We start from the raw sequence: 14,007 nt of genomic DNA on the forward strand, positions 1-14,007 counted from the left end.
GTCTTAAATACTCAGCAGTTTACAATAACGAAATTGTACGTTGGTGTAACAGAGCGGGTATACAAAAGCATATTACCTTCCATAGTGCTAGACATACCAATGCGGTACTACTCTTAGAGAATGGAGCGGATATTTACACGGTTTCCAAGCGCTTAGGACATCGTGAAATTAGAACAACTCAAATCTATGCTAAGATCATAGATAGTAAAATGAAAGAAGCCTCTGAGCTTATTCCTGAGCTTAAATNACACGGTTTCCAAGCGCTTAGGACATCGTGAAATTAGAACAACTCAAATCTATGCTAAGATCATAGATAGTAAAATGAAAGAAGCCTCTGAGCTTATTCCTGAGCTTAAATTTGGATTTTAAACTAAGGGGTTGATTACAGATTATAATTATGCTAAAGCCAAGTGGTACTTGAAAGTACACTTGGCTTTGATTTTATCCTACCTAGTGTTTAATTTCATAACGCTTTCCCCTTACAGAGAACAAAAAATCTTACTAAAAAGAGTAGAACTTTATCTTGAGCTCATTATTGAAATTTAGATAAATTAGGGGGTGATTTTATTACCACAATACTTATACTTTCTTTTTCTTAGCAGGCAAGGCAATTTAATAAAGTATTAAAAAAGGTCCCTAAATTGGAAAATAATTTGTAAATCTGTATAAACCAATTTAAATTATGAAATTGAAACCTATAAAATCCGAACAAGATTACCAAGCTGCTTTACAAAGACTAGAATTGATTTTTGATGCACTTCCTGGAACGCAGGATAGTGATGAGCTGGAGAGTTTAGGAATATTAATTGAAAAATATGAAAAAGAACATTTTACTATAGATCTACCAAATCCAATTGAAACAAGTAAATTTAGAATCAAGTAAATGGCTACACACGAAATAAAACGTAAAAAATAACACTATGATTAAATTACCCTATTTTGGAGCACTAGATCTAAATGAAGATTATTTTGAAGCTAGTTTTACAACAACAAAAGGACAAGACGTTTCTTTAAACATCGACTTTGAAGGAGACAAACCAACAACATCAGATTTACAACGTGTAGCAACTTTTTTGGAGAGCGTAGAAGAGCATATACAATCCATAAAAGATCAACTACTAACTAGTGCTTTTGCTGAGGAAGTAATGGAATACATCGATCATCATCGCAGTGAATTAGCTGATGAACCTCTAATTCAGTCAATTACTTCTTCTGAACAATTTGTTGATGCACTAAAAATATATGCTATTAATATTTGCCCTACCTTAGAAAAACGCTTTATTTCTATTGACTTCTCTATTGATGAAGATTTAACTCAATATTTATTGGTTGTTGATTTAACACCTGATCTTTCAATTCACTATATCACTATGGAAAGTTAAACTATCATATTATGACTCCTTCTCTACCAATCAAACACTGTGATGAATGCAACAGTTTGTACTACACGCATACTTCAGCAATGGAGGGACTATGCCCTACTTGTGCCCACGTCTTGTACGGATATCCCAACTGTAACCATCTTTTCGAGGGTAAGCACTGTGTCCATTGTTATTGGGATGGGAGCATGAGTTCCTATATTAATTCAATACTAGAAACAAGGAAAAGGTAAACGAGGTGTTTACCTTTTTTATTTTATACTAATGTAATTAGTGATAATTTGAAATTACGGAGATATCCTGAATTCTTTCCAAACAAGCCAAGTACTACCTAAAAGTACACTTGACTTTAGTCGTTTATGATATAATAGTAGTTTGCTTCCAAATCTAAAAACAATTGATTATGGAACCTATTAAACTTATACTTGAAAAACTTGATTATCTAGAGCAACTTATTATCTCTAATAATAAGGAAATACTATCTGTTGAAGAACTAGAGAAATATACTGGTTTTAAAAAATCATATATCTATCACTTGGTTCATTTTAGTAAGATCCCCTACTCTAAACCTAATGGTAAATACTTATTCTTTGAAAAATCTGAAATTGATGAGTGGTTACTTAAAAACAAGTCTTTATCTGATGATCAACTTCAGGAAAAAGCTCGCGAATATGTCTTGAAAAAGAGGAATATTTAGGAGGTTTTTCTTGAATTAAAATGTCGGCGCAAAAAGTTATGGTCCTTTATTGGTGAAGGATAAAGGAGAATGTAGTACACTTGAAATTTACATTTGAAAAAAATGTTAGCGTAAAATTATAAAAAGTAGAATAATGTAAACATAAAAAACCGATAGCATAAGCTATCGGTTTTCAAGTATCTTAAAGAGGGATTTACCCCCTACTCCGTAAGTCTTATAAATAGCGACTTTCAGGCCTTGTTTTTTTGTGTGCCATGAATTAGATCAGCTTTTAAGTCGAAGATTTTTAATATATTAATACTATTTCAAATATAAAAAGTTTATCTATTATCATCTTCAAAACTATCCCAAAAATCAGCATCTAACTTTTTAATTTCAATAGTTTGTTCTACTTGCATACCAAGTCCATACTCATAAATATACTCTGCCAAATCCTTTCCGTCAATCAAAACAACTGTAGTAGATCCATTTAAACTCTTTACATAATCCTTCGCTCCTTGTGTAAAATAAGATGTCGTGATAAATACCCCTTTATTAGATTGAGCTACAGCTAATGCACCTACAAAACCTTGTATATCTTGTCTCCCTACCGATAACTTAGAGTTGAACCTTTTAGCTTGAATGTGAATACGACCAAAACCAAGCACATCTTCCTTTATAACACCATCTATACCTCCATCGTTAGAAATCTGCGTTACCAATCCTGAATCTTTAACTTCACCACCATATCCCATTTTTTGCAATAACATCACAACTAATCGTTCAAAAGATGCTGGACTCTTACTAAGAATACTTTCAATAATCTCATCATAAACAGCATTTTTAATATTTGTAAAAGAGGCATACAACTTTTCAGAAGGTGTAGCATCTTCTTGTATTCTCGAAATTCGAAAATCATTTATCAACTCCTCTCCAGAGTTTTTTTCTTTTCCCTCTTAGACATTTTATCATCTATATAATAATTTATCTTTTCAGGTGTCTTTAAAAGTTCTTTAGCCTTCGTATTAATAACATAAACTCCACGGCTGGGTTTATCTAATAAACCAGCCATATTCATATAGCTTAATGCCCACGAGATACGATCATAAAAAACATGCCCATTACCTGATGGATACATTTCATTAATCTCTTCATCTGTTAATTTAAACCTCTCTGCTAAAGGCTTTTGAAACTGTTTTAATTTATACTGTTGACCATCACTTAAAATTTCAAGTATTGGTACTCTTAGTTCATCATGTTTAGGTATAGCCATTTCATTCTATTTACAAAACTAATTAGTAAAGATAACTTAGGTTTATAAGATAACAAATAAAAAAACACCCAATCATACAGCACTATTTTATTCATTTTATCTCTTTAAGAATCCTAAGTAAATCTTCTTTCACTGAATATCCTTTAATATGAGCACTTAAAAATCCTAATTTACAGGAAACACTATTTACATCTAATCTCCAGTTAGTTGAGAATAAAACTTTTTGAATTATTTGTACCAGCTTATTTACGCTATTAGTTTCATTTCTATCAGATAAATCTTGAGCTGAAAACTCTACAGTTAAATATCTACCAACTTGAGGTTTTTCAAATTGAATTTTAGTGAATTTTGCTTTTTCAAGTTCTTCAGATAATACCTTTTCTATTTGTGCTATATTTAATTGTTTCAATTTATTGACATCAATTTCGCTATCTAAATCAAGACTAATACTTAAATTAGTTATTGCCTCTAAATCTTCATAAAAAGTATTTGACCCTATAAAATCTGCACAATATTTTTTTCGTTCATCTTCATTGATAGGTAATATCTTTGTGCCAGAACGATTTATTTCTATAGTTTCAACCTTATCACATTGTTCACAGGTATCAATTAAAGTCAACTTACCATTTGTTTCTTTTTGAGTACTATTAAGCTTCCCTCCACAATAGCTACATAGATGTTTGGCAACATAGAACTCTCTACCATCAGCATATACTGCTTTTTTAGGTAGATGTTTATCATTACATGAAAAAACAAATATTATCTCTGAATCATTTTCTACAAAATCAAACATATCAAATTTCATCTGTTCAAGGCAAGTATTACATCTTACATTTTTAGGTATAGATACTGATTGAATTAATCTATCCTTTTTTTCATCTTCATAAATACGGGACTGTATAAGTTTCTCTCTTTGCCTCGCAAAATGAACAGCTGTATCTTGATACTGCATTTGAAGCTTAAAATAATCAGAATCATGCTCTGAATTCTGATTAGTTTTTATTTTTTTGTAAACTTTCTCAATTTGCAACTCTAACTCTTTAAGCTCTTCTATTGTATGTCTATCATATTGATCATTATAAAACTGATCAGGTTTTCTAAATTTTTCCATACTCAGATTTCCCTCTTTTATCTGATTATAATCTATTTAATAGTATTATTACCATATAAAAGCACGTTTGATATTAGATATCTAAGTTTAAACTTAAGGTCAAAATCCATGTCTAACATTTCTGCCTTCCCACACATTTCAAGTAAATTTTGAAGATTAGTAATCTGTTGATCTTTTTTCCTTTCAAACAGCCCTTGTAGTTGTGTTAGCCCCTTAAACATACCTTTTGTATTACAAACTTTTTCAGCGATTTTTTGTCTGAGTTCATCTGGATGCTGAGCATCATTATAAAATTTAAAATCTTTTTCTACTTGTTTTAAATAATCAAATAAATCTGATATTGATTCAAATAACTCTAACAATGTATCTTGATTTATGGTATGGTTTGCAGTTGTTTTATTTTCAATTTTGTTATTGTCCTTATCTTTTTTAGGGAACAAGTATATCTTATTGTTATCCTCGTTATTTTCAGGATAAAACTCTATACTTGTATGTACTCCTAAGGAAGCATTTCCTGTATCTTCATTTCTAATTGAAATAGAAGGTCTAAAATAACCAACATCTTTTATTGATACCTTTTTATCCAAAGAAATAATCATATCTATTTTTGATTCTCTTAACGAGATAGATGAAATAGTAAAATTAACCTCCTCTCTCAAATGAATTTTATTCAATTCAAGCATTGATAAAACAAAAGATTCAGCAATCCCATATTCCTTATATTGCTTACTATTTATACTTTTGACATAGTATAGATCTTTATTTTTCAATACTCTAAATATCTTGGGTTTAACATCTTTTGGATACTTATCAAAGTGTCTTTTCCAAGAAATATTCAAATCATCTAATAATTGACTTTTATTTAAGTTCTTAGATTTATTTAAAGACTTTACATATTGTGATAAACTTCGAGCTTTATAAAACAAATCAAGTGAATCATAAATAGCTACCGCCTCAAGGTTCTCTATCATTTCTCCTGTATTTTCATCAATACAAGCTTCTTTGATATTAAAATAATAGTCGTACTTCTTCTCTTCTGGATTCTCTTTCAAAAAAGTATCAACTTTATTCTCAGGTACAGTTAATCTCAACAACTCAAATCTATCGACATAGCTCTTGATTTGATTATATACTATATCAGCCTTATCAATATTGATCAGGATATTCTTATCTAAGTCATATTTATTGATAATTAATTCTTTTAGTTCTGTATCCTTAATTAAATCTAAGAGATCATCACTGAAAATATCATTTTTTGAATCTACATTATACAAGTAATCTGTTTTTGTTTTAAAATAGACATAATTTGACATAACAAATAGGTTTTTAGAAGGTTAACTTCAAATATATCCAATTATTCCTTTTAAAACTCAAATACACATATGAACTTATTAAACTTAAAACAAAGGCATCTAATCAAAACTTAACGATTGATAGACGCCCTTCATTTTTATTATTAAAAACTTAAAATTTAATTTTATTCACCATCAATACATTCTGAATTTTATTTTTTTTAACAGCTAGTTTTTGTTTTCTAATTCCATTCTTTTCATTGATTTCAATTAAAAGCGTTTGCTTATCAGAGAAAGTAAACTGATCCAACATAAAAACATTGTCTTGTTTACTTTGGCTATTGATCGTTTGAAAATCTCTATAACTTCTAATCGGTTTTAAACTGACTTCGTGAATTGTAGTTCGTTTTGTAGTTCTTCTATCTTTAATTTTAAAACTAACGTAGTCAACCTCGTATGGTAAATTGCTTTTGTTGTTAATAGAAAGATGAAAGTAAAGTTTACCATCTTGGGTATAGATACTTTTTAACCTTGCTTCTACTCCATAATTTTTACTTTTGATATTTAGCTCCTTCTTATTCTTTTTAATAATAGCTTTCATAAAAAGATCTGCTAAACTTGCACTGGTAGTACCTAAATCTTTAAACAGAACTTCACTTTTTTGTTTACTATTCTGTTTTTCAAATTTGGTTAAGTCATAACTCAATTGTATTGGTTGCTCTTTGTAGATAACATTAAAGCTATAGTATTTACCATCGTTTGTAATTACAGTAAAGTTTGTAGGTTTAATATCTTCTTTTACACTTTTTAAACGAAGTACATTAGAGGTAGCCTCTACTTTGTTGGCGATTATTTCGCTACTTCCTAAGTCTACATATTCAATGCTACTTGGAAACAGAATATGCGTTGTTTTGTTTTGGGTAAGCTCTATCTCATATGGTGTTACCTCAGCATTAGATAGATTGATAGACTCTTTGTTCTCTTGAGCGTTTACTGTATTTACTGCTAATAAACACAGTAGCATATATTTTATAATTGTTTTCATAATGATTTCTTTTTATGTTTTTATTTGATTAGTTATTATTCTTTGGGAACAAGAAACAGTTCTTGTCCTTGTTTTAATGTTACTCTCTGGGCTTTTACTTTCTTTGAAAAGTATCCTGACACCCCTTGGATGAGTCCTTTGGTTAGGTCTCCCGCTATTTGATCTGATGCAGATTTACTCATTGATATCCTCGTTCCTGCTGTTTGTCCCATATTGGCAATGATTTCTTTTGAGGCGCTTATTTCTTGAAGATCTAATACCTCAAGTCCTTTTTGTCCATAGTTATCATAACCAATAAGTTCTGTATCAATGATATTATCGTCGATCTTAATAGAGTTTACACTTAGCTCTAATCGTCCACTGCTTACTTTGACTTTAGCAATGAGCGTACTTGCTTCAGGTAATAGAGCTCCATCAATTACAATGCTTTCTAAGAGTTTTAGTTTAATGTAACCTTCGTTTATAATAACCTGATCTTCTTTGATACTGACTCTTATACTGTTTTTGTGAGTTTGCGTTTTAGGTTCTCCTTCGGCGGTATAAAAGGTTGGATTATTTTCAAGATTAACAGGTAAAAAATCCAGTAAACTTGTTGGTTTTACAAGTGAAGAGACAATCTCTTTACCAGTTCTATCAACCACCGTTATAGCTTGTTTTTTACTTGAAATTGTTTTAATGTTTGTAGTCTGATTAGTTGGTGGTAATTCAGCTTGGTTTTGACCACCTGGCAAATACTTTGCTGCCATCTGAAAAGACTTTTCCATAAGCTCTAATTGGCTATCAATTGTAATAGGCGTTGGAGTATCTTTTTCTTCTAATTGCTTTTCTAACTCTTCGATCTGCTTTTTAAGCTTATCAGTTTCTTGATTTTCTGTATTATCATAAAAACTACTCAATACATCTTGGCTTTGCTTATAGTTTTGATAAGACTGCTCATAGGGCGTGTAAGTTGATTCTACATTATAATCTTTGTGATTATAAGTATTAATTGACTCGTCTTGCGACTCATTCCAATAATCTGCTAAGGAATGCATCTGGTTTTTATTTTCTTGTTGCTTCTGCTCCCATAGTTCTTTTTCATAGGCTTTGGCCTTGTCTGTGGGCATCCCTTGTGTTATCGCCTCAGGAACCGAATCATTGTGAATGATAAGCTCTTTGTCTTCTGGTTTAAACAAAAGGTACATAGCCCCTAAAAACACAATACCCATTAAAGTAAAGACGATATGCTTTTTGTATTTTTCAATGATACCTTGGAATACCTTATTTTCTTTGGGTACTTTCTCTATTTGGTGGGTTTTATCTATTTGATTGTGATTCATAATTAATGGTTTTAATATTTGATTTTGATTCTACCTTTTGCTTTTCAAGCAAATACTTTACAGGTCTGATATTGTTTTGTTTCTCTTGATTGTTTAGACTGTTTCTTATAAAGCTTGTCTTTATAATCAAAAGGCAAACAAGGCTGTAAAGTGTATATACAGCAAGTAATAAAACTCGTTGTCTTTTTATTGAGAAGCTATTCCAATAGGTCTGTAGCCTACTGGAATAGCTATGTCTTAAAAGTTGTAATTTATTCATGGATTAGTTTTTTATCGTTTAACAACTTCTAAGTCTTTGTTCTCAACAACAGTAAACTTTTCAATGATAAACCCCTGAGGGTTATTATCAGACCTAACCGCAGATATAAGCTGACTACTTGTAACAAGATTTCTTTTAGTGAGATTACTTGAACGTATGATATACTGGGTAGCATAAGTCATTGTCTTATAGGGATAATTATTAAAATCTATTTGAATGCTATCTACCTCAACTCGCTGCTGAATATTCCCTGAGATAACACGACTATAGTATCCCTTTTCAAGTAGATCTTTGTAGTAGTCAAAAGCACTTTTATCAGCAAGGTTAAATGCTCTTTGCATATTACCTTCTATAGCTGCCTTTTCAGGTGAGAGGGTAAAAAATAGCTCATGAAAGCGCCTTACGTGTTCTCTTGCCTCTACTGGCCTATTTATACTTGCGTCTTGAGAGAGAGCTAGCATAAGAGATTTACCTTTGTCCAGCACATAAATCTTCTCTCTTTGCTCTTTGGCAAAATCATAGCTTTTGTAGATAGTAAATCCAACTACTAAAAGACAAACCGATGCAAATACAATAGCATAAAGCCGAATCTGTTTAAAGCTATTTTCTATATTTCGAAGTGATTTAAATTCCATAATACTTTTATTTTTTAATTAGTTGTCCTGAAATATTTCCGACAGCGGCGCCTGCACCTGCTGTGGCTATATTTCCAGTTGTAGAAACTGTTTTGTTCATATTGCGCATAAAGTTTCCTGCTCCTCCTGCTTGAATTACCCATCCTGTTACTGTAGGAATTGTAAAATATCCCACAATACCAATGATCATAAAAATCGCATAAGCAGTATTAGAGGTATCAGGGACAAAACTTGGATCAGCAAGCATCTGTATATCTCTTTCAATAATTAAAGATTGAATCTTAGCAAGCATACTACTAAACAAATCGGCTACTGGAAGCCAGAGATACACACTGATGTACCGTGTGAGCCATTGCAAGAGTGTAGATTCAAAACCATTCCATATCGAGATAGCAAAGGCAATTGGACCAAGTATGGAAAGTACAACCAAAAAGAAAGTCCGAATCGTATCAATAACAAGAGCTGATGCTTGAAAGAGCATTTCTAATATCTCTCTAAAACCATCTCTTAAGTTCTTTTGAAAATCATATTGCCATTTCTCTAAATACATTCCTGTCATAGCAGCCAAATCAGAAGGAGACCAACCTAGTTCATCAAGCTTTTTATCAAATTCTTCATCCGAAACTAAATAGGCAATCTCAGGATTTCGTAGCATTGCCTCTTTTTCTAAAATATCTTTTTTCTGCTGTAAAGAAGTCATATCAATCACTTGACGCTCTAAAATCTGATGTGTCCCCTTAACCACAGGACTCAAAACCGTGTTTAATGTTCCAAGAACAAGGGTTGGAAAAAACATGATACAAATACCCAAAGCAAAAGGTCTTAGCATCGGATACACATCAATAGGTTCTGCTCTTGCTAAAGCTTGCCATACTTTAATACCAATGTAAAAAAGAGCACCAAGACCTGCTAAGCTTTTAGCCACCCCTGCCATCTGGGCTGATAGAGGCATCATATCGTAGTAGAGATTCTGAAGTACCTCATGTAAATTACTATCTCCCATAACTACCAATATTTCTGGTTAGAGGTACCATACATATCAAGTACTCTTTGAGTATCATTTTTCTTCTTTGACCTTAAGATGCTGATACCTATATTTTTTCTGGTGTAATAACTAACAAGGTTGTGATAGTTTTTTACTTCTTTGTAAACCCTGTCTATAATATCCATACGCTCTTTATCATTTAAAGAAAGACTCGAGGCGCTTACAATCTGCTTAAGCTCCTTGACAAGCTCTGTGCTTTCTTGAAGTAATACGGAATACCCATTTGCAATAGCTACAAGTTCCTGTGCAGAGAAATTTGGATCATTAAGCATCTTGCCAAAGTTCTTGACATAGAGCTCTGAAACTTCTCCAACAAGTAACACTGTCTGTTGAACCTTTCTTGCGTCCTTGACAAGATTGTTTACCGCTTGAAGCTTGTCATAATACTCCTTACCTTGTTTATAAACCTTCTCTACTTCTTTAAAGTTTTTAATTACATTACTAACTGTTGAAGAAGTCTGTATAATTTCATTGGCACTGTTTAATATGCCAGATGCCAAATTAGTGGGATCTGTAACTACCCACTGGGCATTCATCTGTATTGGTAGAATTAGTAACATAGCTACCACAACTACCTGTAATAATTTTTTCATTGTAATATGTTTTAATTGATTGTTTATTCTATTGATTAATTATTCACCTCCCTCTTTTATCGTTAAAGAAGGTGGATACAAATGTTACTGGTTATACTCTTCTTGTTTTTCTTGTACAAGACGTTTTATTGCCATCTCTACATTACCATCGAGTTCATTAGCCAAATTCATGACCTGTAGTTTTTCAGTCTCTTCAGTGGTATAGGCGAGATACTCCGAATAGCTCACTTCTGTAGCATACACACCTGAATGAGTACCTCCAAGACCAATCCATACTTCTTTATAAAGACGGTTTGGATTATTGTTTAAGTTAATTGAAAGTATCTGAGCTTTTTCTTTGTCAGTGAGTCCAAGCATAGCTTGTATATCATCAAACTTGTTCATATACTTTCGCTGGTCAAGAAGTATTTTACAGTCGGAATTATTGATAATACTCTCCTTTACAATCGGAGATTGAATAATATCATCCACCTCTTGGGTTACAATAATAGCTTCTCCAAAAAACTTTCTAACAGTTTTAAAAAGATATTTAATGTACGATGCCATCCCCTCTTTGGCTATGGCTTTCCAAGCCTCCTCAATTAAGATTAGTTTGCGCTGGCCTTTAAGTCTACGCATCTTGTTTATAAACACTTCCATAATGATAATAGTCACTATAGGAAACAGGATTTTATGATCCTTAATGGCGTCAATTTCGAATACAATAAAGCGTTTATTGAGTAAATCAAGCTCACTTTCTGAGTTTAATAAATAGTCGTATTCTCCGCCTTTATAGTAAGGTTCTAGAACATTTAAAAAGTTTGCTAGGTCAAAGTCTTTTTCTCTAACTTGTTTATCTTCCAACTCAGCTTTGTAATCTGTTTTGATATACTCATAGAAAGTATTGAAGCTTGGTTTTATATCACTGTTTTGAAGTTTTTGGATGTATCCACTAACAGCATTTGAAAGCGCCACTTCCTCTGCTCGTGAAGGTGGCTGGTCATCTCGCTTCCAAAGCGTTAAAATCAGAGTTTTAATACTCTCTCTTTTTTCAATATCAAAAACCCCATCATCCGTATAAAAAGGATTAAAAGCAATTGGGTTTTCTTCGGTGTATGTAAAGTACAGCCCATCTGTTCCTTTTGTCTTTGCTTTAATCAGTTCACATAATCCTTGATAAGAGTTGCCTGTATCAACAAGCAAAACATGCGCGTTTTGCTCATAATATTGCCTTACCATATGATTGGTAAAAAAACTCTTTCCACTTCCCGAAGGTCCCAAGATAAACTTGTTGCGGTTGGTGATAATTCCTTTTTTCATAGGTAGATCTGAGATATCTAAGTGAATCGGTTTACCAGTAAGCCGATCTGCCATTTTTATTCCAAAGGGAGATAGTGAGTTTTGATAATTAGTCTCCCCTGTAAAAAAGCAAAGTGCTGGTTCAATGAACGTATAAAAGCTTTCTTCACTTGGAAAGTCAGCGCTATTACCTGGCATACCTGCCCAGTAAAGCGCTGGAGCATCTACCGTATTATGTCTTGGTACACAATCCATTGAAGCTATTGCACTTCCACAATCATTTTTAAGCTGTTTAAGCTCACTATGATTATCTGACCATGCCATTACATTAAAGTGAGCTTTAATGGATGTTAATCCCTTACTATGAGCTTCATTTAAATATTCTTCAATCCACTGCTTGTTGATTTGATTCGCTCTACTGTATCTGGCAAGCGAGTGCATATTCTTGGCTGATTTTTCAAACTGCTTTAAATTGTAATCACTATCCTCTATAAACAAATACTGATTGTAGATATGATTACAGTTAAGCAAGAGTCCAACAGGCGAGGCAAACGATAAAGTCATACTACTTTTATCAGTTGATAGTTTTTCATAGCGAGATAAATACGACACCTCACTTGGCAGATCATCCGTACTTGAAAGCGTATGTAAAGAGATACGATTATCTCCTACTCTCACCTCATCCGCGCTAATAGCAATATCCTGAAGACTTCCTCTTTTACTAGGACTTAGAGTCAGATACTGCTCTATGAGTCCACTTTTATCTTCTGAGCCTATGAGATCTTCTTCAGATAATTTAATTAAGCTTATCAATCCACTGTCGTTAACAATTTTCTCTAATTGCGTAGTTGCTTCTAAAAAACTTTGAACGGTGTCTTTATCTCTCATTTCTTTTGGAATGAGCTCTCCTCTTGTAAGAGAAGAAAAGTTACTCTGACTTTTGATTCGTTCTTTTGTGGTCTTTGTGATAAACAGATAACAACTGTGATTCAGATAGGGACGTTCATTAAAATGCCTTTCAAAGCTTCTACTTAAATAGCTTTGTTCTGCGTCTTTAAAATCAGCTTCATAGCTTTCTTTTACAAACCAATCCTGTTTGTGTATCACAGTAAACTCAGGCAATGTTTTAATCGCTTTATGCCACGCGCTATGAATAGTCTCATACTCTTTATCTGAGATAGTAAATATCTCAGGTAGAATTACCTTATAACAAACCGTGATATCTGCTTGTTTGGAAACAATACAGTTGTTCTCAACCGATAGAATCGGAAACATTCGCTCAAGAGTATTTGTCTTAGCTGTATTTCTCATAGGTTCTTAATTTTAAATTTCTACTTACATACCCTTTGACCTCTTTTCTTGAGATGATATACTTTGGAAAGTATTTTCTTGCCTGAAGCTTCATAAGTCCATACTGACCGTATTTCTTGTTTAGTGAAAATACTTTGTAAACAAGATAGCCAGATGTACTAAGGCCAAGGGCTAAACAAACTAAGTTGTTTACCCCTGCCATATACAAAACCATAACAAGAATTAGATTACCTAAGAGTCCACCGGCAAAATAAAACAGGTACTGCGCCTTGAGCCCTTTAAACTCCACGCTCGATCCAATGCCTTTATTGATACTATACTTTTTCATAAGCGTATCGTTTAAAGGAAAAATGAGCGAAGAATTGTAGCCGCTACAATTAAGAAGATACAAGCTCCAAACCAGCTTGCCGCTGTCTTGCTTGTATCGGGATCACCACTTGAAAATTTGTTGTACACCTTTACCCCTCCAATAAGACCTACTACTGCTCCAATAGCGTAGATTAGTTTAGTGGCTGGATCAAAGTACGAGGTAACCATTTGGGTAGCTTCTGTGATTCCTGCTGTTCCGTTTCCTTGAGCTAAGAGTGGCAGACTACTTAGTACGACAAGTAGTAAGAATAGCCTTTGTTTGGTTGTTTTTGTTTTCATAAGAATGACATTTAGTACGTTATAATCATGCCCTTCGCATGATACTTTGGTAAATGTCTTTGGAAAACTGTTTAAGGGATTGATTGTGGAAGTTAGTGGATGTGGATTGCCTTATCTGTCATATTACTATTTATCATAACTTA

At 32.8% G+C, this 14,007-nt stretch carries 16 protein-coding genes and 1 pseudogene; 5 read left to right on the forward strand and 12 right to left on the reverse strand.

Annotated elements, in window-relative coordinates; genetic code table 11:
• From GJV77_RS10390 to GJV77_RS10415, 5 genes and pseudogenes are all read left to right on the forward strand, one after another.
• The coding region (locus GJV77_RS10390; RefSeq protein ID WP_155036293.1) for a tyrosine-type recombinase/integrase at positions 1-278 on the forward strand (278 nt) is incomplete at its 5' end.
• Positions 250-369: pseudogene (locus tag GJV77_RS14925) on the forward strand (site-specific integrase); the annotation flags it as partial. The gene GJV77_RS10390 and the pseudogene GJV77_RS14925, both read left to right, overlap by 29 nt.
• A gap of 313 nt (positions 370-682) precedes the next feature.
• On the forward strand, positions 683-883 hold the full coding sequence (locus GJV77_RS10400) for a helix-turn-helix domain-containing protein (protein WP_155036294.1): 201 nt from the start codon (positions 683-685) through the stop codon (positions 881-883).
• A gap of 37 nt (positions 884-920) precedes the next feature.
• A complete protein-coding gene (locus tag GJV77_RS10405; RefSeq protein WP_155036295.1) occupies positions 921-1,382 on the forward strand; it encodes a DUF2004 domain-containing protein in 462 nt (153 codons plus the stop codon).
• A gap of 400 nt (positions 1,383-1,782) precedes the next feature.
• Positions 1,783-2,076: a helix-turn-helix transcriptional regulator gene (locus GJV77_RS10415; RefSeq protein WP_155036297.1), complete on the forward strand. Its 294-nt coding sequence runs from the start codon at positions 1,783-1,785 to the stop codon at positions 2,074-2,076.
• Positions 2,077-2,396: 320 nt separating this feature from the next.
• Here GJV77_RS10415 and GJV77_RS14930 read toward each other — a convergent pair whose 3' ends face one another.
• The 12 genes from GJV77_RS14930 to GJV77_RS10470 form a co-directional block, all read right to left on the reverse strand.
• Entirely contained in the window at positions 2,397-2,981 is a 585-nt protein-coding gene (locus tag GJV77_RS14930; RefSeq protein WP_240142853.1) for a restriction endonuclease, read from the reverse strand.
• On the reverse strand, positions 2,978-3,328 hold the full coding sequence (locus GJV77_RS14935; RefSeq protein WP_240142854.1) for a winged helix-turn-helix domain-containing protein: 351 nt from the start codon (positions 3,326-3,328) through the stop codon (positions 2,978-2,980). The genes GJV77_RS14930 and GJV77_RS14935 overlap by 4 nt, the downstream gene beginning before the upstream one ends.
• A 91-nt stretch (positions 3,329-3,419) precedes the next feature.
• Positions 3,420-4,439, reverse strand: coding sequence for a hypothetical protein (locus GJV77_RS10425; protein WP_155036298.1), 1,020 nt, complete (start codon positions 4,437-4,439; stop codon positions 3,420-3,422).
• A gap of 32 nt (positions 4,440-4,471) precedes the next feature.
• Positions 4,472-5,752 (reverse strand): hypothetical protein, encoded by a 1,281-nt coding sequence (locus GJV77_RS10430; protein ID WP_155036299.1) that lies wholly within the window; start codon positions 5,750-5,752, stop codon positions 4,472-4,474.
• Positions 5,753-5,903: 151 nt separating this feature from the next.
• Positions 5,904-6,776, reverse strand: a complete 873-nt coding sequence (traN, locus tag GJV77_RS10435) for a conjugative transposon protein TraN (RefSeq protein ID WP_155036300.1) — start codon at positions 6,774-6,776, stop codon at positions 5,904-5,906.
• Positions 6,777-6,811: 35 nt separating this feature from the next.
• Entirely contained in the window at positions 6,812-8,095 is a 1,284-nt protein-coding gene (gene traM, locus GJV77_RS10440; protein WP_155036301.1) for a conjugative transposon protein TraM, read from the reverse strand.
• A 270-nt stretch (positions 8,096-8,365) separates the two neighbouring features.
• Positions 8,366-8,989: a conjugative transposon protein TraK gene (traK, locus tag GJV77_RS10445; RefSeq protein ID WP_155036302.1), complete on the reverse strand. Its 624-nt coding sequence runs from the start codon at positions 8,987-8,989 to the stop codon at positions 8,366-8,368.
• Positions 8,990-8,996: 7 nt separating this feature from the next.
• On the reverse strand, positions 8,997-9,992 hold the full coding sequence (gene traJ, locus GJV77_RS10450) for a conjugative transposon protein TraJ (RefSeq protein ID WP_155036303.1): 996 nt from the start codon (positions 9,990-9,992) through the stop codon (positions 8,997-8,999).
• A 2-nt stretch (positions 9,993-9,994) separates the two neighbouring features.
• A complete protein-coding gene (locus tag GJV77_RS10455; RefSeq protein WP_155036304.1) occupies positions 9,995-10,627 on the reverse strand; it encodes a DUF4141 domain-containing protein in 633 nt (210 codons plus the stop codon).
• An 84-nt stretch (positions 10,628-10,711) separates the two neighbouring features.
• Positions 10,712-13,216, reverse strand: a complete 2,505-nt coding sequence (locus GJV77_RS10460) for a TraG family conjugative transposon ATPase (protein ID WP_155036305.1) — start codon at positions 13,214-13,216, stop codon at positions 10,712-10,714.
• Positions 13,200-13,544: a DUF4133 domain-containing protein gene (locus GJV77_RS10465; RefSeq protein WP_155036306.1), complete on the reverse strand. Its 345-nt coding sequence runs from the start codon at positions 13,542-13,544 to the stop codon at positions 13,200-13,202. Before GJV77_RS10465 ends, GJV77_RS10460 begins: the two co-directional genes overlap by 17 nt.
• An 11-nt stretch (positions 13,545-13,555) precedes the next feature.
• A complete protein-coding gene (locus GJV77_RS10470; protein ID WP_155036307.1) occupies positions 13,556-13,864 on the reverse strand; it encodes a DUF4134 domain-containing protein in 309 nt (102 codons plus the stop codon).
• Positions 13,865-14,007: the final 143 nt, after the last annotated feature.

Source organism: Myroides pelagicus, from assembly GCF_009711055.1.
In the GTDB taxonomy this organism is placed as follows: domain Bacteria; phylum Bacteroidota; class Bacteroidia; order Flavobacteriales; family Flavobacteriaceae; genus Flavobacterium; species Flavobacterium pelagicum.